This is a genomic window from Deltaproteobacteria bacterium, assembly GCA_011773515.1.
In the GTDB taxonomy this organism is placed as follows: Bacteria; Desulfobacterota; Deferrimicrobia; order J040; family J040; genus WVXK01.
The window spans coordinates 1-23,721 of the sequence record WVXK01000114.1; the positions used below are offsets into that span (position 1 = coordinate 1).

Here is a 23,721-nt window from a genome sequence, read left to right on the forward strand (position 1 = left end):
CTCCGTCATTCCCGATACGGACGTGACCGCGACGGAGGCAGACAACGATAACAACGCCATCACCGTCACCTCCCCGAACGGCGGAGAGTCATGGGGCCCGGGAGAAACACACGATGTCACCTGGCTTTCAACAGGTGTGACGGGTCCTTCCGTCTCCATAGAGCTTATCAGGAGGAACTCTCTTGACAGGACCATCATCCCGAGCACGCCAAACGACGGCTCCTTCGCCTGGTTTATCTCCCTGGACCTCGAGCCGGGAGTTGATTTTCGGGTGCGGGTAACCTCCCTCTCCGACCCGGCGCTCTTCGATGAGAGCGACGGGGCCTTCTCCATCGTAACCGCGGGCCCCGACACGGACAATGACGGCGTCCCCGACACGGAAGAGATGGGGCCCGCAGGCGACGACCCCGAATACGACGGCAACCAGGACGGGATCATCGACAGCCGGCAGGACAGCGCGGCTTCCCTGCAAACCTTTGACGGGGGCCACTACGTGACCCTGGAGAGTCCCGGCGGTTTGAGCGGCGTCTCCGCCATGGAGCCCCCGCCGGACGCCCCTCAGGACACGATGTTCCCCTACGGGTTCTTCGAGTTCACCCTGGCCGGAATGGGTTCTGGCGGCGGCGCGACGGTCACCATCTTCACCGACGGCGAACCCGTAGAGACCTACTACAAGTTCGGCGGCACACCGGATAACTTCGTCCCCCACTGGTACGAGTTTTCCTTCAACCCCGAGACGGTGACGGGCGCAGAGATCAACGGGTTCGAAATCACCCTCCACTTCGTCGACGGGCTGGTGGGAGACGACGACCTGGCCATAAACGGGGTCGTAACCGACCAGGGCGGGCCGGCCGTCACGGTGACCTCCGACTCCGAGGAAAAGGGGAGCGACTGCTTCATCGCCACCGCCGTGTACGGCTCCACCTCTGCCACCTCCGTATTGCTGCTCCGTCAGTTCCGCGACAGGTACCTGCTGACAAGCCTGCCGGGTAAATGGCTCGTGAAAAACTATTACCGCTATTCCCCGACCGCTGCGAAATGGCTGGCAAAGCACCCGATTGCTAAAGGTGTCGTGCGCCTCACGCTCACGCCCGTGGTTATCCTGTCCTGGATCCTTCTGCACAGCGCTCTCATTTTCACAACCGCCGCCGCATCGGCGGGCCTCTTTACCCTGATCGTCATCACCGGGAGAAGGGAAAAAAGAAAAGGACGCTGAGGGTTAACGGGAAGCTGAACCCGGGAGCCGCAAAAGATCCGCCACTTTTTTTCTGAATCCTTTGAAATCCACGCCGGGGTTTTTGCATCATAATAGCAATCACCCATACCACCCCCTATCTTCACAGGTGTAAAAGCCCCCTTCTTACACTTACCCCAAGAAGGGGGCTTTTTTTTTGGCAAACCACCGCCCTTGCGTATCTGCATCCGGTATCGAGCCGAAATTGAATTGGAAAACCCCCCGGACTGGTTATCGCGGTAACCGGTTATCCGGAGGGCCAGAGAGAATTGGATTATATCAGCAAATTCTCTGCATGTATATTCGACAATCTTAAAAACAAACTTGAGCAAACCCGCACAAACATGACCGATAGAGGGAAAAAAATTGCCCAATGGGTGGAAATAAAAGAACACCATTTCTTTCGTTTCATGACAACCTGTTTAAAATCAGCATGTTACGTAGAAGGCACGGTTATTGCTTTTAGATTTATTCGAAACGTGGAGAGGATTTCTATCGGCGTTCGGTTGGTGAGGGGACAACCACCGGCCTCGCCTCATGGAGGTTCAACTCCTCCCCTCTCCACCAATTTTTTATTCACGATTCTCCCTCACCCCATCATCTGATTACGATACTCCATTCGAAGCAGCGGGGCCGCCCCCCCAGGGAGGGGATGCGCCGTGTGATAAGATAGTATCAACGGCCGGAAAACGCTGGTCATCAGCGGCAGATTCGCCTTAATCGTTAAAAAGATTTCGATCGAACAGGCAGCACATCTGCTGCCGCGCAAAGAGGAAAAATAAATCACGAAGGAGGATTTCCGATGACTGTNNCGGTAAGTGGCTGGCAAGGACCATAACGGATTTCACCAAAAAGCTGATGCAGAAGAAAAATGTGGACGAAACGCTCGTGTCATTTACCGGCCAGCTCGTCTACATCCTCCTGCTGGGCTTCGTCATCATAGCGATACTCGGCCAGCTCGGCATACAGACGGCTTCGATCATCGCCGTGCTCGGAGCCGCCGGTATCGCCGTGGGGTTCGCGCTGCAGGGCTCACTCTCCAACTTCGCAGCCGGCATACTCCTGATCGTTTTCAAACCCTTCCTGAAAGGGGACTTCATCGAGTCCGGCGGCTCCCTGGGAACGGTGGAGGAAATTCGCCTCTTCACGACCACGCTGAAGTCACCCGACAACAAGACCATATTCATCCCGAACGCGAAAATCACTTCCGACACGATAACGAACTTCTCCGCCAAGGATACCCGGCGGGTCGACCTGGTCTTCGGCGTGAGTTACTCCGACGACCTGGACAGGGTCAAGAAGGTGATCGAAGATATCCTTAATAAGGATGAGCGGGTTCTCAAGGACCCGGAGCCAACGGTTGGCGTCCTTGAGCTTGCCGACAGCAGCGTAAACATAGCGGTGCGCCCCTGGGTAAAAACCTCCGATTACTGGGGTTTTTACTTCGACACGGTAAAAGCGGTCAAGCAGCGCTTCGACGCGGAGGACATAACGATCCCCTTCCCGCAGCGCGACGTGCACGTTCACGGCCAGTAAATGCGGTGCGGCCCGGGGATTTCGGCGCCAGGATAGCCTTCGTCGATTACCCCGGGAAAGGAAAACATCGCCCGGGGACCCTCACCCGGGCCGGAACGTATGGAGGTACATATGTCGCTTTCTTCGAAAAGGTGCGTCCCATGCAGGGGGGACGTTCCCCCCCTCTCGCCATCCGATGCCGAGATGCTCTCCCGCCAGGTGCCGCTCTGGAGCCTCTCTTCCGGGGGAACCAGGATAAGAAGGGAGTTCAGGTTCAAGGATTTCAAGTCCGCGCTGAAGTTCGTCATGAGGGTGAGTGAGCTGGCAGAGGAGGAAGGCCACCATCCCGACCTGTCCTTTGGATGGGGCTACTGTTCCGTCACCTTCTACACCCACAAAATCGGCGGCCTTCACGAAAACGACTTCATCATGGCCGCCAAGACGGATGCGCTGCTAAAAGAGCCGGCAGGCTGAGCACGCCGCCTTGAGAAACAGCTTTTGCCGCGCACACACTGCCTGCAGAGACACTTTTGATTGAAGAAAAAATGTCAATCTGGTATCGTACCGAAGTGGAGGAGCAAACCTGTTGCAAGGAGGGGAGGAATGGCTGACACGATCAAGAAGGTCGACTACTACAAGATAGAGACAGCGAACAGGGCAGGAGAAGGTGCCCGCATTCTCGGGGCGTTGAAAGAGGCCGGCGTCAACCTGATCGCCTTCACCGGATTCCCGCGGGGGCGGCGGACGCAGCTGGATTTCATCCCCGAAGACGGCGCTGCCTTCAGAAAAGCCATGAAAAAAGCGGGCGTTGCCGCCAGCAAGAAGAAGACGGGGTTCCTGGTCCAGGGAAGGGACAAGGTAGGGGCGATAGCGGACATTCTCGCGAAGCTTGCAGACGCCGGGATAAACGTGACGGCGCTGAATGCGGTAACCGCCGGGAAAGGCCGGTTTGGAGCAATTCTCTGGGTCAAGCCGGAAAGCGTGGCCAAAGCCTCCAGGGCGCTTGGCGCATCCTGACACGGGTAAGGTTCATCACTAATACCGGGGTGGGGAACGATGAAAGTGAAGAGGCTCGAAGTAAAGACAAGCAGAACCCAGGAGATGGTCGACATCACTTCCAAGGTCAAGCACGTTATCAAGGATAGCGGTGTCAGTTCCGGAAGCTGTACCGTCTTCGTCCCTCACACGACGGCAGGGGTAACCATCAACGAAAATGCAGACCCCGACGTGCAGCGGGACATACTTGCAGCCCTCGAAAAAATCGTCCCCACAGACGGAAAATATTACCACGTAGAGGGAAACGCCCACGCCCACGTGAAATCCTCCATGATCGGATGCCAGACGGTGATTCTGATAGAAAGCGGGCGCCTCGTCCTGGGAACCTGGCAGGGTATATTTCTGTGCGAGTTCGACGGCCCGCGCACGAGAACCGTCCTGGTCAAGGTCACGGGCTGACAGAGAGCCGGTATCTCTTCCAGAGGTTTTCTTTCCCGTACCCGCGGTAAACCCCGTCCCAGGGAAGTATCTCGCCGGGGGTTTTTTCTCTCATCGTGAAGTAATCGGGATTTACCGGTGCCCTCTTGAAATGGACCAGCGGGTCCGTTTTCCCGTCCCACCCGGAAAGGGCACGGGAGATCCTTCTGTCTCCCGTCGACAGGAGGGCCTGGAGGTAGGAATATTTCGGCACGTCCGATTCGAACTTGACCCCCCGTTCCGGCCCGAGCATTTTTCGCAGCTTCCAGTAGGTGGAGCGCAGCCTCTCCACCCCCGGGAAAGGGGCAAACTGAAACGGCGTCATTCCTTTCGGGACGAACCCCCCCATGCTGACAATTATCATCGGCGCCGAGGATTTTTTCCGCGATGCCCGTATGTGGTGGTTGAGCTTTTTCACAAAAGAGACGGTGTGGTGGACGTCGTCATCCTCGCGGGTTCCCGGAAGCCCCGCGATGAAGTAGAGCTTCAGGTTCGCTATGCCCCTGGAAAAGAGAAGGAGGGAAGCTTCGAAGAACTGCTCGTCCCGTATCCCCTTCGCCACGCTCAGGCGCCTGGCCTCATCTCCCGTCTCGGGCGCGAGGGCGGCCGTTTTCAGGCCCGATGCGCCCAGCACATCTGCCACCTCCTCGTCCACCATGTCCGCCCTGATGGATGCGGGCGACACCGCTGCTCCCTCGTCGAGGACGAAACGCGCAATTTCGAGGAAATCGGGGTGATCGAGGACTGCCGATCCCACGAGCCCCACCCTCTTCCTGTACCGAAGCCCGTTCAGGATCAGCCCTTTGATCGTCTCCTTGTCAAGACACCGGAACCCGTGAGGGCTGTGGGACACGCCGCAGAAGAAACACTTTTTCACGCACCCCCTGGCGATCTCCACGAGAAACATATCGCCAAATTCGGTCCTCCGGGTAAAAATGGTCGTGTGGGCGGGGTACCTGTTTATGTCGGCCACAGCGGGCTGCACGCCTTTCGTGTCACCCCGGAAACCCTGGAAAGCCCCTTCACTGCTGTAGAGGGGGTCGTAGAGAGAGGGTACGTACACACCCGGGATCGACGCAGCAGCTTCCAAAAATTTTCTCTTCGATTCCGGCTTTTTGCCAAGAATTTCCAGGAGACCGGTAAGGGGCGGCTCCCCGTCTCCCAGAACCAGAAAGTCGCATATTTCGGCGAGAACCTCCGGGTTCAGGTGCGGGGCGAAACCGCCGCAAAAGACCAGGGGTGCCCCCTCGTCCCTCTCCGTGCGGAGAGGGGTGATCTTTTCCGCCGCCAGAGCCCTGATTATGTTCAGATAGTCATTCTCGAAGGAAACGGAAAACCCCACAAGGTCGAAAGCGCCGACCCTGCGCTGTGTCTCGACGGTAAACAGCGGGGCCGCTCTTTCCCCGCCGGGTTGAAACGCATCCGCGGAGAAAGCCCGCTCACAGAAAACGTCTTCCCGGGAGTTCAAGAAGGAGTAGATGCTCGTGAACCCCAGGTTTGACATGCCCAGGTGGTAGGTGTTGGGATACACGAGGCAGACGTTTATCTTTCCCCCCGGGTCCTTTATGCAGATCCCTTCTTCTTCGCCTGCGATCTCCTTGAGTTTTTTCCTGATTTCCCAAGACATTTTTCGTTCATTCACACCTCTTTCTCAGGAAAGCGGGGATATCGAGCTCCTCGATCTCCTCGATGTCGATATCCTCGTCGAGAACGCCTATCTCCTCCTCGGGTTCCAGGCAGACCATCTCCTTTCTCCGCTCGAATGTGGGCCTGTCCAGGTTCCCCCCCTTTACATCGAGGGAGTAGATCTTCTTGCGCTGCTTTCCCATCTCCGACAGTTCCGGGCCCTTATCGAATCCCGTGGCAATGACCGTGACTTTCATTTCATCATTGTAGCTGTCGTCGATCACGGTCCCGAAAATAATGTTCGCCTCGGGATCCGCCTCGTTCTGAATCAGCTCGGCAGCCTCGTTCACCTCGAAAAGCGCCATATCGTTCCCACCCGTCAGGTTCAGGAGGATTCCCTTTGCACCCCGGATGGAATAATCTTCAAGGAGCGGGCTCGAAATCGCCTTCTCGGCAGCTGCCATTGCGCGGTTTTCCCCCGAGGCGGTCCCCGTTCCCATCAGGGCGATTCCCATTCCCGTCATGATCGTTTTCACGTCCGCAAAATCGAGGTTGATGTACCCCGGCTTCGTAACAAGGTCCGTAATTCCCTTGACTCCCTGGTAGAGCACTTCATCGGCTTTCCTGAACGCGTTAACCAGGCTCATCTTCTCTTCCGCGACGATCAACAGCTTGTCGTTGGGTATGACGATCATGGTGTCGACGACTTCCCTCAGCTCCTTCAGGCCGTTTTCCGCCTGCTTGATCCTCTTTATCCCCTCGAACCTGAAGGGCTTGGTAACGACGGCGACGGTGAGTATTCCCATGTCCCTTGCGACCTGGGCGATGATGGGGGCGCCTCCCGTCCCGGTGCCGCCTCCGAGGCCGGCAGTGATGAACACCATATCCGCACCGGCTAGGGACTCTCTCATCATATCGATGTCTTCCAGGGCCGCCTGCCTGCCTATGTCCGGGTCGGCACCGGCCCCGAGCCCCTTCGTGAGGTTTTCCCCGAGCTGCAGCTTCATGGGGGCCATGTTGTATTCCAGAGCCTGGAGATCGGTATTGGCGACGATGAAATCAACCATCTCGAGTCCCATGTCGATCATCGTATTCAGGGCGTTCCCGCCCCCGCCTCCGATGCCGATAACCTTGATTGCCGCGCCGGCCTTGTGTTCCTTGACGAGTTGAAACATACGCACCTCCTATTTATAGGAATTCCTTGACCAGTCTGATTATCTTTCTTCCGATCTCGCTGCCCCTTCCATTGTCCGAGGGCCTGATGTCATTCGAGACGAACCGGGCCCCGTAGAGGAGCAGGCCGACAGCCGTCGCATAGGAGGGGTGGTTCACCAGATCGTACAGGCCGGTGACCCCCGCCGGGTTGGCCTTGCGGACCGGCAGACGGAACACCCGCTCCGCCAGGTCGTCAGCCGAGCCTAAAAGGGAGCTTCCCCCGGTCAGGACGACGCCGGCGCCGATGAGGTCCTCGAAGCCCGACCGCAGAAGTTCCCTGAAAACCAGGCTGTATATTTCCTCGACTCTCGGCTCGATGATTTCGGCCAGGCTCTGCCTCCTGATCAGACGTGGTTTCCTTCCTCCCACGCCGGGAATCTCCACCAGCTCATCCTTCTTGACCTTCTGGACCAGGGCGCACCCGTCCATCCGCTTGATGTTCTCGGCATCGCTCTGGGGCACCTTCAGGCCGAAGGCGATGTCACTGGAGACATAGCTTCCCCCGACCGGGAGCACGAAGGTGTGGCGCAGGGACCCATTGTAATAGACGGTCATGTCCGCCGTCCCTCCTCCAAAATCTATGAGCACCACGCCCACCTCCTTCTCTTCGGGAGAGAGGACCGACTCCGATGACGCGATGGCAGAGAAGACAATATCATTCACGTCTATTCCCGCCCTCTCGCCGCAGCGAACCAGGTTCTTGGCGCTGGGTATATCATCGGTGATGACGTGCACCTTTGCCTCGAGCCGTATGCCCGTCATTCCCCGCGGGTCTTTGATCCCGTCGTTGTCATCGACGATGAACTCCTGTGTGAGCACATGGAGAATCTCACGGTCGTTGGGGAGCTCCACCGCTTTCGCTTTCTCCAGGACGTTGAACACGTCCCCCCCGTTAACCTCCTGGGGGTTCTTTATGACCGCTGCCGCATGGCTGTTGAAACTTTTTATATGGGCCCCCGATATTCCCATGATGGCGTTTTTGATCTCCACCCCGGCAGACTTCTCCGCCCGTTCGACAGATTCCCTGATTGAATTGACCGTTGAGTCTATGTTGACCACGACACCCTTTCTCAACCCCTCGGACGGGGCCGCCCCCATTCCGATGACCTCCACGTCTTTCTTCTTTTTCTGCCCGACGATGGTGGCCACCTTTGTCGTCCCAACATCGATTCCAACGATGATCTCCCCTTCGTATTGCAATTTCCCCTCCCGTTATCTGTCTTTTTTCTTTCCCACGAAAATCTTACCGGGATACTTCAGGTCCACGTACACGGCATCATTTCGGTAGTGAGTTATCTTGTCGTAATTCTTTTCGAGCCGCGCAAAGGCGCTTTTTATCTCACTCGAACCGAGCTTGATCCTCAGGCCGCTGTCTTTCAGCACGAGGGAGGACCCTTCCCTCGGACTGTAGTTGATTTCCGAAACGTTTCCCTCGACCACCGACCCCTTCAGCATTCTTCTCAACTCGAGGGAACGAAGGAGTGTATCCCTTCCATCATCGTCCTCTATCATCTTCCTGGTAAAACCGGTAATCACGGGGTATACCTTGCTGTCATACCGGGTCACTTTCTTGAATATCCTTCCCCGGGCGTCAACGAAATGGAGGCCGTCGAGATTCAGCATGGCAACAGGCTTGCGCCGGGAAAGAGTAACGACCAGTTTGCCGGGGAACACCTTTCTCACCGCCACTTCCTCGACCCAGGGGTTTTTCTTGAAAGCATCGGCCACCTCTTCGAGATCGAGGCCAAAGAGGCTGCCCTTTTCATCGAGACCTGCAGCTTTCTCGAAGTCAAAGTCTTTGAGGCCCTCTTCCTTGACCACCTTCAAATCCGCGATCGCGAACAGGGGGGAGGTGGTGAAAAAGGAATGCGTCAGCTTTCCGGAAACGACAAGCGCCGCCCCGATGCCGATGGTAAGCACCATATACTTGAGACGCCCCCCCTTTTTCACATTTTTGCTTCTCTTGCTGTTGCGCTTTCCGAAGAACAGAGCCCTCCTTTTGTTGTTCAAGGACTTCTTCTTGTATCTCTTGTATTCGAGCACCGTCATTTTCCGCACCCGGCATCGAGAAGTATCTGCTCGACGAGATCGTCAAACCCTATTCCCGCCACCAGCGCCGCCTTTGGCAAAAGGCTCGTCTCCGTCATTCCCGGGATCGTGTTGATTTCCAGAAAGTAGGCATTCCCGTCATCACCCACCCTGAAATCGAGCCTCGCCGCCCCCCGGAGGTTGAGCACCTTAGCCGCGGTGCTGGAGGCATCGTAGCTCTTCTCGAGAATCGCGTCGTCGATCAGGGCGGGGCACACGTACTCGGTGGCCCCGCTCGTGTATTTCGAGCTGTAGTCGTAAAAACCGGATTTCGGGATGATCTCGATCGCGGGAAGGACCATGCCGTTCAGCACACCGACCGTTATCTCCTTCCCCTTCACATACTCCTCGATCATGACCCTCTTATCGAACCGGGAGGCCTCACGCACGGCATCGCCGAGTGAACCCGGGCTCGTGACGATCGAAATGCCGATCGTCGACCCCTCGCGGTCGGGTTTTACCACCACGGGAAAATCGAGGACCCCGTCAACGGAGACCGGCAAATCGTCAACCACGTCGAAATACACGTATCTCGGGGTCTTCACGCCCGAGTCGGAGAGAATTTTCTTGGTCATGAGCTTGCTCATGGAAATCGCCGAGGCGGCAACCCCGGAACCCGTGTAGGGCACTCCCCGTACCTCCAGCATCCCCTGAACCGCCCCGTCCTCGCCAAGCCTCCCGTGCAGGGCTATGAAGGCCACGTCTACCTTCCCTTCCTCGATGATCTTTGCCCAGTCGCCTTTCATGTCGAGGGCCTCGGCATCGTACCCCTTCCTCAAGAGGGCCTGTAAAATAGCCCCTCCCGTCTTGAGAGAGACTTCCCTCTCCGCGGACTCGCCGCCGAGGAGAACCCCGATCTTTTTCTTCTTCATCCCGGCCATCGACGTGTCAGCCAATGCACTTCACCTCCAGTTCGAGATCTATATTTTTTCTCTTAGAGACGATTTCTCTTACCTTTGAAATCAGGCTGAGCACGTCCCGCGTCCTGGCCCCGCCCCGGTTCACGATGAAGTTTGCATGTTTTTCAGACACCCGGGCATTGCCCACCCTGAGACCCTTCAGGCCCGCCTCCTCGATCAGCCGCCCTGCTGAATCTCCCGGAGGGTTCTTGAACACCGATCCGAAGCTCTTCTCCCCCCACGGCTGAACATCTTTTCTCCTCCTGTTGAGCTCCTTCATCCTGCTGAAAACTCTCTCGCTATCGCCCCTCTCGAGGACCAGGTACGCTCTGCTGACGATGCCGTGCACGGGAAAGACCGCCTTCCGGTAGCCGAAGTCGATCAGAGAAGGGGGGATGCGGTGTGTCTCTCCCTGTTCGTCGACCACTTCGACCCAGCGAACGAGCTCCCCGATCTCCCTTCCGTAAGCTCCCGCGTTCATGACCAGGGCGCCCCCCAGCGCTCCGGGTATGCCCGAAAACTCCTCGAGCCCGGTGAGGCCCGAAAGAGCCGAGAGGACCGAGAGCCGGGGAAGCGAGGTCCCCCCGTCGGCGATGATCCCTCTCCCGTTGAACCGAACATCCGTGAGGTGCCCGCAGATGCTCACGGCCACCAAGTCCACGCCCCTATCGGGTACGATAATGTTGCTTCCCCTGCCGAACACGAAATACTTCACCTCTTCCCTCCGGAGCCTCTTCATCACTTCCCCGAGCGCTTTTTGGCTTTTCGGCAGGACGAGGGCCCGGGCCCTCCCTCCCGTTCCTATCGTGGTCAGCCTCTTGAACTCGGGGGATTTCTTCACCTCCACCCCCCTTATCCCCCGCAAGACCTCTCTAACGTCACTTTTCATCACTCCCCCCCTTTTTGAGAAATTTCTCCCCCACCCGGTAGACGTTTCCCGCACCGAGGGTGAGGATCATGTCTCCCTTCTTTGCAAAAGCCTCCAGGAAGTCCACGGCATCCTCAACGGAGCTTTGAAAGTAAATCTCCCTGTGGCCGTGACCCTTTATGCCCTCGAACATTCCCTCTCCCGTTACCCCCTCTATCGGCTCCTCTCCCGCGCCGTAAATCTCCATAACCAGCGCCACATCGGCATCGTTGAACGCCATGGTGAACTCCCTGAACAGGTCCCTTGTCCTCGTGTAGCGGTGAGGCTGAAACACCACGACGAGACGGCGGTCACTGGTAACATCACGGGCTGCCTGTATGGTGCTCTTGATCTCCTCGGGGTGGTGGCCGTAATCATCCACGACGATCACTCCCCCCCGTTCCCCCTTGAGCTCGAACCTCCGGGCAACCCCCGAAAAGCTCTCGAGTCCCTGCTTGATCTTTTCATACGGCACGCCCAGCTCCGAGCACACGGCAACGGCGGCAAGGGCGTTTGCCGCGTTGTGCCCTCCGGGCAGGTTCAGCCGTATCTTCTCCCTCTGCTCTCCCCGTATCTGCGGGGAAAAGGACACGTAGAGCCATCCCTTCTCGACGTTTCCCACCACATAATCCGCCTGACGCGAGTATCCGTAGGTTATCACCCTCCTCTTCACGCCGGGCAAAAGGTCCTGCACGTTGGGGTGGTCGAGGCACAACACGGCAAACCCGAAAAAGGGGAGCCTGTCCAGAAAGTCAGCGAAGGCATCCTTCAGCGCCTCGAGGTCCCCGAAGTGATCCAGATGCTCCGGGTCTATGTTGGTCACCACGGCGACAGTGGGGATCAGCCTCAGAAATGATCCGTCGGACTCATCCGCCTCTGCCACCAGGAACTCGCCCTTTCCGAGCCTCGCATTCGATCCGAGGGCCTTCAACTTTCCGCCCACGACGATCGTGGGGTCCCAGCCGGCAGCGGCCAGTATCATCGAGATCATGGATGTGGTGGTGGTCTTCCCGTGGGAACCTGCAACGGCGATGCTGTACTTCATCCTCATCAGCTCACCCAGCATTTCGGCCCGCGGTATGACGGGGATCTTTCTGTCCTCGGCAACGGCCACCTCCGGGTTGTCCCGCTTCACCGCCGAAGAATAGACCAGAACGTCCACGTCGTCGGCAACGTTTTCCGTGGAGTGGCGGTACGCTATCTTCACGCCCAGCCCTTCGAGCCGTTCCGTCACTTCGCTCCTCTGGAGATCGGATCCCGTTACGCTGTAGCCGAGATTTCTTAAAAGCTCGGCTATGCCGCTCATGCCGATCCCGCCGATTCCGACGAAGTGGATATTTATGTCTTTCCTGAACAATTCCCGGCCTCCTCAAACGAGCTCGATGCAGGCCCTCGCGATCTCGTCGGCAGCGAAGGGCCTGGAAAACTTTTTAGCCATCCGGCTGCAGCCCTCCAGCCTCTCGTCGTCCCTGGCCATCTCGAGGAAATAGTCCAGTATCCTTCCCGGGTCGAGCTCATCCTCCTTCATGATGAGCCCGCAACCAACCTGCAGGTACTCGAGGGCATTTTTTTCCTGATGGCGGTCCGCCGCAAAGGGGTAGGGGATGAGAACGGCAGGGATGCCGAAGCATGACAGCTCGGCAATCGTCACCGCCCCCGCCCTTGCCACCGCAAAATCGGCCAGCTCGTAGTACCTCCCTATGTCCTCGCTGAAGGGAAAGAACTCAACGATATCCTCCAGTCCCCCATATGCCTTTTTCATCTCCTCATAGTTCTTGTTTCCCGTCTGGTGGAACACGCTGAAGGGCAGACCCCTCTCCTTGATCGCCTTTACCAGGTCCAGGCCAAGCCTGTTTAACCTGACGGCCCCCGACGAGCCGCCGAGTATGAGGAGGTTGTACCGCAAGTGCCTTTCCACTCTCTTGGCGAGGGCAACTTTCACCAGCTCGTACCTCACCGGATTCCCCGAGTAAATGGCCTTTTCCGCTCTGAAAAACTTCCCCGCATCCCGGAAACCCGTAAATACCTTGACGGCAAACCTGCCGAGGAATCTGTTGGCAGATCCCGGTATGGAGTTCTGCTCGTGAAGGACCATTTTCTTCCCGAAAATCACCGAGGCAATGCCGACGGGGAACGACACGTATCCCCCCACGCCCACGACGAGGTCGGGTTTGAACCCGACCAAAATTCTTATGGACTCGATAATGCCCCTGACCATGGAGAGGGCGGACCAGAGCAGGCCCAGCCCCTGCCCCCTCACCTGCCCGGTGCTGATCGGGTAAAACCGGTACCCCCTTTTCGAGAACACGGCCATCTCCAGTCCCTCTTTTCTCCCCGCAAATGCAACATCCGTATCGGGGGCGATAGCTTTAATCGCTTCCGCTATGGATAATGCGGGGAATACGTGACCTCCTGTCCCTCCCCCAGTAATCAGCACTTTCATCTTCAGGCTTCTCCCTGGAAAAACAGGAAATTTTGTACACAACGCCCATGGCAATCATGTGGGCTATCACGGAGCTTCTCCCGTAACTCATGAAGGGGAGAACCATCCCCTTCGGAGGAAAAAGCTTCAGGGAAACTCCCATATTCATGAAGGCACAGAGGGCAAGAGAAACCCCGGTGCCGAAGGCGAAGTACCTCCCGAACTGATCTGAAGCCCGACGCGAAATCCTGAGACAGAAGAGAAAAAGTACCAGAAATATCGTGGCAACGATGAAAACACCGAGGAAACCCAATTCCTCACCGATGACGGCGAATATGTAATCGGTATGAATTTCCGGAAGGTAGAACAGCTTCTGCTTGCCCGCACCGATGCCGGTACCGATCAGGCCCCCATTTGCAAACCCCACGAGAGACTGGATAACCTGGTAACCGGTGGTCTTTGCATAGGCCTGGGGGTCGAGGTAGGCAAACAGCCTGTTCATCCGGTAGGGGCTCGAAACGAGCAAAACACCGAAGGCGACGACGCCCGCCGCAAAGAGACCGACAAGTGGCCGGATGGGAAAACCGCCAACGAAGACCAGGCAAAGGAAAAGGGCGCATATTATGGCTGACATGCCGTAGTCCGGCTCCAGAACGATGAGCAGGAGCATAAGCCCCCAGACGACGGCGGCGGGAAGGAAGTGGTAGATGCTGCCGCCAAACTCAGCCCCCTTTTTATCGGCGTAGAAGGCAAAGTAACCTATCAGGGCAAATCGGGAAAATTCCGAGGGCTGCAGCGTCACCGGGCCGGCCTTGAGCCATCTGTGAGCCCCCTTTACCGACACCCCTATTTTGGGAGCGAAAACCAGGGACAGTGCCACCAGGGAGAGGAGAGCAGCCAGGGGGACCAGTTTTTTCATCCGGAAGTAATCTATTTTCTGAATGACGAGGAATAAAACGAGGCCCATGAGCAAGCCGCCAACCTGCCGTTTTATGTAAAACGCCTTGTCGAACCCGAGCTCCTGGTTCGAACCCGCCAGGATGTAACTGCTGCTGTAGAGCATGACGGCACCGAAGGTGCACAGGAAAAAGAGGAGCAACAAAAAGGCTATGTTCTCGGTTTTTTTGCTCATTTTTTTCCCAGGACCTCCACGGCCTCTTTGAATGCATCGCCCCTTTTCTCAAAATTCTCATACATATCGAAGCTGGAGCACCCGGGTGACAGAAGCACCATATCGCCGGGACTGGCGCTCTCATGAGCGTCGCGCACCGCTTCATCCATGGAACGGGCAATCCGGGAGGGTATGCTGTTGCCGAGCTCTTCACGAATCCTCTGCGCTGCCTCACCGATGAGAATGATCTTTCTCACCTTCTCCCTCACCAGCTCTCTGGCAGGTTCGAAGCTCAATCCCTTGTCCTTCCCCCCTGCTATGAGGACCACTTTCCTCTTTACCCCCCTGAGGGCAGAGCAGAGTGCGTGAACGTTCGTCCCCTTCGAGTCATTGTAGTAGTCCACGTCGTTCACCGACCCCGCATGCTCCATCCTGTGGGGCAACCCCCTGAATTCCCCTATCGCCTCCTGAATAGGGCCCGGGGAAACCCCGGAAAGATGCGCGGCGAGGGCTGCAGCCGCCACGTTTTCCCGGTTGTGGTCACCCTCGAGCCTGGTTCCCGAGACGTCGATTCGGGCCTCACCCGCATCGGTTCTCAGGACGAGGCCGTCCTGTGAAATCCACGACCCTTCGCCGGCCCCCTCCGTCGCGGAGAACGGATACTTTCTCCCCCTGCTGCCCCGTGCCAGCGAATAGGTGAGGGGATCTGAGGCGTTGTATATGGCAGCATCACCTTCACCCTGGTTGAGAAACAACCTTCCCTTTGCGAGGCAGTACTGTTCGAAGCTCTCGTACCGGTCCATGTGGTCCTCGCCCAGATTGAGCAGTACCCCCACGGCGGGCCTGAAGCGCTTGACCGTCTCCAGCTGGAAACTGGACAGCTCGACGACGAAGAAGTCGTAGGCGCCATCACAGGCAAGGGTCAGCGGGTCACGCAGGTTGCCTCCCGTAAAGACCCGGAGGCCTGCCCTCTCCATCATCATTCCCGTGAGGGCGGTAACGGTGGATTTTCCATTGGTCCCCGTAATGGCCACGATCCTTCCCTCCAGGTTCCTGAATGCGTACTCCACCTCCCCCATGACCTCTACGCCCCGCCCTTCGAATTGTTCCACGGGCAACCTGGCCAGAGGAACGCCGGGAGACACGACGACGCACGCGACGCGATCAGCCACCTCCTTCGTCGGCAACCCCCGGACGAGCTCGACTCCGGGGAGAAGGAGGCCCTTCGTGCTCTCGGCGAGCCTGCGCGAATCCATTTCGTCGAACAGAAGCACCCTCTCCCCACGACGCGTCGCGTGGTTTGCAACGCTTATCCCTGATTTTCCCGCTCCGACAACCGCTATCAATTTCACGCTACCTCAGCTTCAAGGTGCTGATTCCGATCAGGGCCAGGATTATCGCCAGCAACCAGAACCTGACCACGATCTTTGCTTCGTGCACCTTAGCTTTCTCGAAGTGATGGTGTATGGGCGCCATGAGAAAAACCCTCTTCCTGGTGGTCTTGTAGGAAATCACCTGCACGATGACGGAGAGGGCTTCGACGACGAAGACGCCTCCGACGATGACCAGGAGTATCTCCTGTTTGATAATAACCGCAACCGTCGCAACGGCGGCCCCGATCGCCAGCGCTCCCGTATCCCCCATAAAAATCTCGGCGGGATGCGCATTGTACCAGAGAAAACCCATGCCGGCGCCCGCCATTGCGCCGCAGAAAACGGTGAGCTCCCCCACACCGGGGACGTACACGATATTGAGGTAGTTCGCGATTTTTACATGCCCCGTTACGTAGGCAAAAAGCATGTACGTTCCCACGCAGATGACCGATGGCCCTATTGCGAGCCCGTCGAGGCCGTCGGTCAGGTTGACGGCGTTCGAGGCGCCCACGATTACGAGCACGGCAAAGAGGATGTACGTCCAGCCAATGTCGGGGGTGAATTTTTTGAAGAAGGGAACCATGATCCGGAAATCACGTCCCGCCCACGTGAAGATCATCAGGGCAACCGACAGGGCAGCACCTATTTGCAGCAGAAACTTGATCCTGCCGGGGAGGCCCCTGGCGTCCATCCGGATCACCTTTCGGTAGTCGTCGAAGAACCCGATAAGGCCGAAAGCGAGGGTGGCAAAGATCACGATCCAGACGAAGGGGTTGTCGAGCCTGGCCCAGAGCAGGGAAGGCACGACCGTACCGCCTATGATGAGCACTCCCCCCATGGTGGGAGTCCCCTCTTTCACGAAGTGGTTCGGGGGGCCGTCTTCACGGATGGGCTGACCCAGCTGCCGGCTCTTGAGCATGTCTATAACCGGTTTCCCGAAAATGAAGCAGATGAGAAGGCCCGTTATCAGGGCGTAGATGGTCCTGAAGGTGATGTACCGGAAGACGTTGAAGTAGGGTATCGCTCCCTTGAGCGGGTATAAGAGGTGGTAGATCATGCCCCGTTCCCCCGGGCGGAAAAACTCTCCACGATCCTGCCCACGACCCTCTCCAGCTTCATCATCCTCGATCCCTTCACCAGAATTACCGATCCGCGTATTTTGTCCTCTAAAACCCTCTTTGCAAGCTCCTCCACATCCTCGAAGTGGCCGCACTGGGACTGCGGATATCCCGCGCGAAGAGCTCCCTCGTGTATCTTTCTCGCCAGCTCCCCAAACGTATAGATCCGGTGAGGCCCGAGGGAGGAGGTGAGGCCGCCGATACGCAGATGCGAGCTATCGGCGGCCTCCCCAAGCTCAAGCATGTCACCGAGGAGGAAAACAATCTTCCTCCCCGGAAACATCAGCCTGAGGTTACGTATGGCGACCTCAACGGAGAGGGGGTTGGAGTTATAGGTATCGTCAACGACCACCACGTCCCTGCCCGGGTGCAGGATGGAAAATCGCCCGCTGCCGGTTAGAAATGATGAGAGGCCGTCATGCACCAGCTCTTTTGGAATCCCGAGGGCAAAGGCAATCCCCGCAGCACAGAGGGCATTGCTGAAAAACTGCACTCCCGGGGAGGCCATGGTGACATTCATCCTGTCCTCGCCGTAGTCGAGTTGAATATCCATCGAATCCGGGTTCATTGCCAGAATCTTTCCCCTCACATCGCCCCTTTCTTCCCCGAAGGAGACCTTTCTCCCCGGAAAAAGCCCCGACACCGCCTTGACGCGGAGGTCGTCTTCATTTACCACGGCGACGGCCCCTGCATTCAGTTTCTCAAAGAGATCTCCCTTTTCCCTCTTCACACCATCGATGTCGCCTAAGCCTTCGAGGTGGGCAGGTCCGATATTGGTTATCGCTCCCACCCGGGGAGCGAGAATTTCCGTGAGCCTCCCGATCTCCCCCGGGGTATTCGTTCCCATCTCAAGCACCCCGTACTCGTCTCCTTCCCGCATCATCATGAGGGAAAGGGGGAGACCGACCAGGTTGTTGTAATTTCCCGGGTTCTTGAACGTCCATCCCGCCCTCCCGAGGATGGCGGAAACCATGTCCTTCGTGGTCGTTTTCCCGGCGCTCCCGGTGATGCCGACAAATACCGTTCCCTTCATCTTTTCTCTCTTCTCCCGTGCCAGCTCGCCGAAGAAGAACAGCGGATCCGCAACGCAGATGGCCGCCTTTCCCATGCGGCGGGCCTTTTCCTTCACCTTCCCCCAGAATTCTTTTCCCACGACGACTCCTGCAACCTGCCTGTCCAGGGCCTCCTCGGCAAACCGCGAGCCGTCGTGTTTTTCTCCGGGAAGACCCACGAAGATTGCTTCTCCAACATCTCCCCGAGAGTCGGTAACGACCCTGAATGGCATGCCGCCCGAGAGAAGGTGCCCGTTTACCGTTTCTTCGGCCAGCCGGGAAACAGCATCACCGCCGAAGGAGGCTTCGGGAACCCTTTCATCCCGCGATACTTCTGACAACTTCCCTGTCATCAAATTCTATTTTCCTCTCTCCGATTATCTGGTACGGCTCGTGGCCCTTTCCCGCGATGAGCACGATGTCTCCTTCCCGGGCCACCTCGATCGCCCTGCGAATGGCAGTTTTTCTGTCGGGCTCGACGATGTAGAGCCTTGTCCCCGGCTCCATTTTATCTTCCTTCCCCGCCCTTGCTGCGCCGCCCTCCTCACACCCCGGCACGATATCTTCGATGATGGCCAAAGGGTCTTCCGTTCTGGGGTTGTCGCTCGTAACGAATGTAAGGTCGGCCAGGCCCCCTGCAACATGACCCATCAGGGACCTCTTGCCCCTGTCCCTGTCTCCCCCGCACCCGAACACCGCGATCAGCCTGCCGACTTTATGGGGTACCAGGGATTCGATGACATTTTTCAAGCCATCGGGCGTGTGGGCATAGTCGACGAACACGTGGATCGGCCTCGACGATTCGACCCGCTCGAGCCTTCCGGGCACCGCTTCCAGGAGGAAAATTCCCTTCCCCACCTGATGAATGTCCATCCCTCCCTGGTGGGCGCAGGCTATCGAGGCGAGAATGTTCTCGAGGTTGTGCGCTCCGATGAGCCTGGAAAAGATCTCCAGTTCCCCCGAAGGCGTTTTCACCGCGGCGCTGGTGCCGTCGATGGAGAAACGGGGGGAGGGCGCGCAGTAGTGGGCCTTTTTCCCGATCCCGTAGGTGATGGCATCGCCTCCCAGCTCATCGGCCAGCCTTCTGCCATAGGGGCAATTGAGGTTGACGATCAACTTCCCCCCTTCTGTAACCGGTGGCGCCGCATCGGTGAAAAATGCCTTTTTCACCCGGAAATAATTCTCCATATCGCCATGGTAATCGAGATGGTCCCGGGTCAGGTTCGTGAATATTTTCGTTCTGAAACGGATATCCGATATCCTTCGCTGGAATATACCGTGAGAGGACACCTCCATGAACACGTGCCTCCCCCCCATGGATTTCACCGCTGCCAGCGAGCCCTGGAGCTCATGGGGAAACGGGGTCGTCAGGCCTTCCCGTATTACCTCCCCGCCGAACCGGTAGTTGATCGTTCCAATCACTCCCGCGGGGACCCCTGCGCTCTCGTATATCGCCTCGAGAAGGTAGGTGATGGTCGTCTTGCCATTCGTCCCCGTTATTCCCACCACATCCATCGAGGAGGAAGGGTCCCCGAAAAACTTCGCCGAAAACTTTGCCAGGGCGTCGACGGGGTCCTCCACCACGATGCGCCGCGCCGGATCCACATCGGGGGATGCTTTGCTCGACACGACGCAGACCGCTCCCCGCGAGAACGCATCGCCGACGAATTCGTTCCCATCGTAGGTGGCTCCGGGTATTGCAAAGAAGACATCTCCCGCCTGAACAGTCCGCGAGTCAACGCTTATGCCCCGTATTTCGGATAGAGGTCCCGATCCTGCGGGAAAGTCCCCCCCGATGATATCTTTCAGGCATTTAACGGTAAGCAACTACTCCTCTCCGAATGTTATCAGGCATATGCCTCCTGCTGAAATCCGCTTTCCGGGGAGAGGATACTGCTTCAGCGCCACCCCCGACCCCCGAAGACGATACTCCACGGGGAAGGGCTCCAACATCTCTATCACCTGCGCAACGGTCAGGCCCTCGAGGTCCGGCATGGTAACCCCCTCCTCCTCATCGCCGGTATAGGAAACTTTCATGACGGGCAGCCTGGCTTTCTGCGGGACTCCTCCTTTTCCCGCGTCATCCATCTTTGCCTCGGCAACCCTTACGAAATCCTCCTCCGGCTCATCCGGGGCAATCCCGGCATATATCGCCACCTTGGAGGCGATCCTGTTGAAAACGGGGGCGGCAACGAGCCCCCCGTATACCTCCTCCTTCGGCTCGTCGATCAAGACGAGAATCGCCACCGCGGGCTCGTCGGCAGGGAAAAAACCGAGGAATGACGCTATCCTCTCATCCGAATATCCACCCCTCTTGAAGTCCACCTTCTGCGACGTCCCCGTCTTTCCACCGACGCTGTAACCCTTCAAATCAGCGAGCGTTCCGGTTCCCTCTTCGGTAACAACATCTTTCAGAATGTCTCTCATGACCGCGGATGTGCGGCTGGATACTACCCGTCCTGCATAGAGCGGTTTCCCCCGGTACACAATTTGCCCGAATCTGTCCCGCACCTCCTTGACGATGTAGGGCTTCAGGGAGATACCGCCGTTTATGACGGAGGAGAAGGCCGTAATGACCTGAAGGGGGGTCGCGGCGACTCCCTGACCGAAAGAGGCCGTCGCGTAGCGAATCGGCCTGTTGAACACGGTCTTGCTCGGGAGGATACCCGACGACTCGCCATCCAGCTCTACGCCCGTTTTCGAACCGAAGGAGAATTTCAGAATATAATCGTAAAACCTCCCGGGTGAAAACTTTTCCGCGATCTTCACGGCACCGATGTTGCTCGAGAATTTTACCACCTCGGGAATCGTGAGCCACTCGCTGGGGTGGGTATCGTGGATACTGCGCCTCTGGACGCGGTAAACCCCGTTTTCGCAGTAAATCCTGTCGGTGATGCGGACCCTCCCCGAATCGAGCGCGCCTGAAAGGAGGAAGACCTTGAAGGTCGACCCGGGTTCGTATACGTCGGTTATGGCCCTGTTCTTCCTGGACCAGGGGCTGAATCTCGCCGGTTTATTCGGGTCGAATGCGGGGTACACTGCCATGGCATAGATCTCTCCCGTTCTTGGGGACATGGCGATCGCTATCCCGCTTTTCGCGTGAAACTTCTTGACACCTTCCGCTATTTCCTTCTCGCATATGAACTGGATGTTCTTGTCCAGCGTAAGCTGAATGGTATGGCCGAAAACCTCATTATCGGGAATGACTTCGGGTATGATGAGCCGCCCTTTCGCATCCTTCTCGCAGAGAAGGCTCAACTTCTTCCCTCTCAGGTATTTGTCGAAGGTCTTCTCTATCCCCTCCAGCCCGACGGAGTCGATATCGCAGAAGCCGACCACGTTCGCCGCGAGCTCTTTTCCCGGATAGTACCTCTTCGGTTCCGCAATGATGTTGACGGCCCCAATCTTGCCAAAAATCTTGTACTCCCGTTTGAACTCATCGAGCTTGCCCAGTTCGTTCAGGAAGGTGTTCGCCGCATCCCTGTCGACCTGCCTCTTTACGTAGACAAAAGACCTGTTGGATTTCATCTTCCCCAGGGTCTTTTCAACGGGCACCTTCAGCACCTTATGGGCAACCCCGGCAAAACCCTTTTTGTCCTGTATCGCCACCGGGGAGGCCCCGACGGAATAGGCGGTGACGGTTACGGCGAGCTTGCTTCCGTTCCGATCCAGAATCGGTCCCCGCGCGGGGGGGATAACAATCTTCTTTTCATACTGCGACTCGGAGCATTTCTTGATCTCCGCATCCCCGATGATTTGATAGTAGAAGGCTTTCGCAACGATGGCCGCGTAAAAACCGATGAAAACAATCACGACTCCCTTGAGACGCCTTTTTACCATCAACGCTCTCCGTATACCTTCCCCGAATCGGGCTCCTTGAGCCCGAGTTTTTTCAGGGCAATCCTCTCTATTCTCCTTGGATTTCTCAGCGATTCGATCTGCGCCGACAGTTTGTTTCTCTTGTCGCTGAGCTTTTCAAGGATCATGATCGAATCGCTCACCCGGTACCTGTAATTGGTCGTCACAGACCGGATGTTTGCATCGATGCCCATGAGGACGAGGAGAATCAGAACCATCCACAGCACGGGCCAGATACCCCGCCTCTTCCCGGCCTCCTCGTTTTTCCTCCTCCCCCGGGAGATGATTATCATCTTTTCTCCGATGAGAAACTCGTTCATCCTTCCTCCTCCCTCGCTGCCACCCGCATCTTTGCGCTCCTTGCCCTGGGATTTTGCGCTATCTCCCCGGGGGACGGTCTGAGTGGCTTGGGGGTCAGTATCTGAAAAACCCGCTGCTTCCCGCAGGCGCACTGCAAAATTCCCGGGGGACAGACACATTTTCCCGTGTATTTTTTGAAGTAGCTCTTCGCCAGCCTGTCTTCCAGGGAGTGGTAACTGATAACGGCGACCCTGCCCCCTGGATTCACGATTCGGGGAAGGTTGATGAGAAACTGCTCGAGATTCTCGAGCTCCCCGTTCACGTAGATCCTCAGGGCCTGAAACGTTCTGGTGGCCGCGTCGGTTTTTTCCTTTTTTCCCTTTACCCCCTTCGCTTCGGCTACGATGCTCCTTAGCTCCGCGGCCGTTCGTATCCTCTCCTGGCGCCTCTTCAAAACGATCTTCGCCGCTATCCTCCTGGCCATCCGCTCCTCACCGTAGCGGGAGAGTATCTCCCTGATCTCCTCCTCGGGATAGCGGGTCAAGACTTCCTCGGCCGTAACGCCTCCTCCCTCGGGGTCGTATCTCATATCGAGGGAATCATCATCGCTGAAGGAAAACCCCCTCCCCGGCCGGGCAATGTGGTAGGAGGAGAAACCGAGATCGAGCACGATGCCGTCAAACCCGCTGACGCCCATCTCCTGCATGACGGCAAGCGAGTTCCTGTAATTTTCTTTCCGCACGATAACGTTCTTTTTGGCCGCAAACTCCCTGGTTCCCTGCCGGACGAGCTCGCCGTCAAGGTCCAGGGACAGGAGCGTACCGTTACCACCGATCTTTGCGGCAATAGCGGCGGTATGACCTCCCCCGCCCAGGGTGCAGTCCAGATACCAACCGCCTCTTTCGGGTGAAAGGTAACGAACAACCTCATCAAGAAGCACCGGCCGGTGAACCAATATCTCCCTCTTTTCATATGCCAACGATATTTTGAATCTCCTCCCGCGCCTTTTCGTCTTTCAACATCTCCACGGATTCCCTGAAGTTGTTGAAATAAGCGTCCTTGGACCAGATTTCAAACCTCTTCCCCACCCCCATGATGACCACATCTCTCTCGAATTGCGCATAGTCCCTGAGGGATTGCGGCACGAGGATCCGCCCCTGCTTGTCGATCGCCACCTCGGAAGCGCTTCCGAGAAAAAACCTAACGAAATTGGAGACATTTACATTCATCGACGGGGCCCGGGCAACCCTCTCCTCAATTCTCAACCACTCCGACTGGGGATAGACCAGGAGGCACCCGTCCAGATTCGTAATGACGACAAAATCCTCACCGTTTTTCTGAAGAATCTCCCTGAACTTTGATGGGATGTTTACTCTCCCCTTGGGATCCACCGTGAATTCGAATCTCCCCCGAAAATGCATTAAAGTTCCCCTTTAATACACTTTATACCACATTTATACACTGCAACTATTTATAGTCGTCTCCGGGGGGGGGTGTCAAGCAGAATTTCGGAAAACTTTACCGGGGGAA

22 protein-coding genes are annotated in these 23,721 nt (G+C 57.2%); 5 read left to right on the forward strand and 17 right to left on the reverse strand.

Features of this window, described 5'->3' with window-relative positions; genetic code table 11:
- The 5 genes from GTN70_12055 to GTN70_12075 all read left to right on the forward strand — a co-directional run.
- The coding region (locus GTN70_12055; protein ID NIO17689.1) for a hypothetical protein at positions 1-1,216 on the forward strand (1,216 nt) is incomplete at its 5' end.
- Between the two features lie 876 nt (positions 1,217-2,092).
- Entirely contained in the window at positions 2,093-2,770 is a 678-nt protein-coding gene (locus GTN70_12060; protein ID NIO17690.1) for a mechanosensitive ion channel, read from the forward strand.
- Between the two features lie 111 nt (positions 2,771-2,881).
- Positions 2,882-3,223, forward strand: coding sequence for a pterin-4-alpha-carbinolamine dehydratase (locus GTN70_12065; GenBank protein ID NIO17691.1), 342 nt, complete (start codon positions 2,882-2,884; stop codon positions 3,221-3,223).
- Between the two features lie 129 nt (positions 3,224-3,352).
- Positions 3,353-3,766, forward strand: coding sequence for a hypothetical protein (locus tag GTN70_12070; GenBank protein NIO17692.1), 414 nt, complete (start codon positions 3,353-3,355; stop codon positions 3,764-3,766).
- Positions 3,767-3,805: 39 nt separating this feature from the next.
- Complete coding sequence (locus tag GTN70_12075; protein NIO17693.1) at positions 3,806-4,204, forward strand: YjbQ family protein; 399 nt, start codon at positions 3,806-3,808, stop codon at positions 4,202-4,204.
- Here the strand turns inward: GTN70_12075 and GTN70_12080 are convergent.
- Genes GTN70_12080 through mraZ form a run of 17 tightly spaced genes read right to left on the reverse strand, consistent with a single transcriptional unit; the run spans position 4,194 to position 23,612 of the window.
- Complete coding sequence (locus GTN70_12080; protein NIO17694.1) at positions 4,194-5,849, reverse strand: radical SAM protein; 1,656 nt, start codon at positions 5,847-5,849, stop codon at positions 4,194-4,196. The two genes, GTN70_12075 and GTN70_12080, sit on opposite strands and share 11 nt — an antisense overlap.
- A 7-nt stretch (positions 5,850-5,856) precedes the next feature.
- Positions 5,857-7,023, reverse strand: coding sequence for a cell division protein FtsZ (gene ftsZ / locus GTN70_12085; protein NIO17695.1), 1,167 nt, complete (start codon positions 7,021-7,023; stop codon positions 5,857-5,859).
- 13 nt (positions 7,024-7,036) lie between these two features.
- On the reverse strand, positions 7,037-8,263 hold the full coding sequence (ftsA, locus tag GTN70_12090; protein ID NIO17696.1) for a cell division protein FtsA: 1,227 nt from the start codon (positions 8,261-8,263) through the stop codon (positions 7,037-7,039).
- 12 nt (positions 8,264-8,275) lie between these two features.
- Entirely contained in the window at positions 8,276-9,112 is an 837-nt protein-coding gene (locus GTN70_12095) for an FtsQ-type POTRA domain-containing protein (protein NIO17697.1), read from the reverse strand.
- Positions 9,109-10,023 (reverse strand): D-alanine--D-alanine ligase, encoded by a 915-nt coding sequence (locus GTN70_12100; protein NIO17698.1) that lies wholly within the window; start codon positions 10,021-10,023, stop codon positions 9,109-9,111. The genes GTN70_12095 and GTN70_12100 overlap by 4 nt, the downstream gene beginning before the upstream one ends.
- A 16-nt stretch (positions 10,024-10,039) precedes the next feature.
- Positions 10,040-10,939, reverse strand: coding sequence for a UDP-N-acetylmuramate dehydrogenase (gene murB, locus GTN70_12105; protein NIO17699.1), 900 nt, complete (start codon positions 10,937-10,939; stop codon positions 10,040-10,042).
- Complete coding sequence (locus GTN70_12110) at positions 10,929-12,314, reverse strand: UDP-N-acetylmuramate--L-alanine ligase (protein ID NIO17700.1); 1,386 nt, start codon at positions 12,312-12,314, stop codon at positions 10,929-10,931. The genes murB and GTN70_12110 overlap by 11 nt, the downstream gene beginning before the upstream one ends.
- Before the next feature lie 12 nt (positions 12,315-12,326).
- Positions 12,327-13,400, reverse strand: coding sequence for an undecaprenyldiphospho-muramoylpentapeptide beta-N-acetylglucosaminyltransferase (gene murG / locus GTN70_12115; protein NIO17701.1), 1,074 nt, complete (start codon positions 13,398-13,400; stop codon positions 12,327-12,329).
- Positions 13,327-14,511 (reverse strand): putative lipid II flippase FtsW, encoded by a 1,185-nt coding sequence (gene ftsW, locus GTN70_12120; protein NIO17702.1) that lies wholly within the window; start codon positions 14,509-14,511, stop codon positions 13,327-13,329. The genes murG and ftsW overlap by 74 nt, the downstream gene beginning before the upstream one ends.
- Positions 14,508-15,842 (reverse strand): UDP-N-acetylmuramoyl-L-alanine--D-glutamate ligase, encoded by a 1,335-nt coding sequence (murD, locus tag GTN70_12125; GenBank protein NIO17703.1) that lies wholly within the window; start codon positions 15,840-15,842, stop codon positions 14,508-14,510. The genes ftsW and murD overlap by 4 nt, the downstream gene beginning before the upstream one ends.
- A gap of 1 nt (position 15,843) precedes the next feature.
- Complete coding sequence (locus tag GTN70_12130) at positions 15,844-16,920, reverse strand: phospho-N-acetylmuramoyl-pentapeptide-transferase (GenBank protein NIO17704.1); 1,077 nt, start codon at positions 16,918-16,920, stop codon at positions 15,844-15,846.
- Positions 16,917-18,386: a UDP-N-acetylmuramoyl-tripeptide--D-alanyl-D-alanine ligase gene (gene murF, locus GTN70_12135; GenBank protein NIO17705.1), complete on the reverse strand. Its 1,470-nt coding sequence runs from the start codon at positions 18,384-18,386 to the stop codon at positions 16,917-16,919. The genes GTN70_12130 and murF overlap by 4 nt, the downstream gene beginning before the upstream one ends.
- Positions 18,352-19,860 (reverse strand): UDP-N-acetylmuramoyl-L-alanyl-D-glutamate--2,6-diaminopimelate ligase, encoded by a 1,509-nt coding sequence (locus tag GTN70_12140; protein NIO17706.1) that lies wholly within the window; start codon positions 19,858-19,860, stop codon positions 18,352-18,354. The genes murF and GTN70_12140 overlap by 35 nt, the downstream gene beginning before the upstream one ends.
- Entirely contained in the window at positions 19,861-21,873 is a 2,013-nt protein-coding gene (locus GTN70_12145) for a penicillin-binding protein (GenBank protein NIO17707.1), read from the reverse strand.
- Positions 21,873-22,211, reverse strand: coding sequence for a hypothetical protein (locus GTN70_12150; GenBank protein NIO17708.1), 339 nt, complete (start codon positions 22,209-22,211; stop codon positions 21,873-21,875). Before GTN70_12150 ends, GTN70_12145 begins: the two co-directional genes overlap by 1 nt.
- Positions 22,208-23,170, reverse strand: coding sequence for a 16S rRNA (cytosine(1402)-N(4))-methyltransferase RsmH (gene rsmH, locus GTN70_12155; protein NIO17709.1), 963 nt, complete (start codon positions 23,168-23,170; stop codon positions 22,208-22,210). Before rsmH ends, GTN70_12150 begins: the two co-directional genes overlap by 4 nt.
- Positions 23,160-23,612 carry a division/cell wall cluster transcriptional repressor MraZ gene (mraZ, locus tag GTN70_12160; protein ID NIO17710.1) on the reverse strand — a complete coding sequence of 151 codons (453 nt, stop codon included), beginning with the start codon at positions 23,610-23,612 and terminating at the stop codon, positions 23,160-23,162. The genes rsmH and mraZ overlap by 11 nt, the downstream gene beginning before the upstream one ends.
- Between the last annotated feature and the right edge of the window lie 109 nt (positions 23,613-23,721).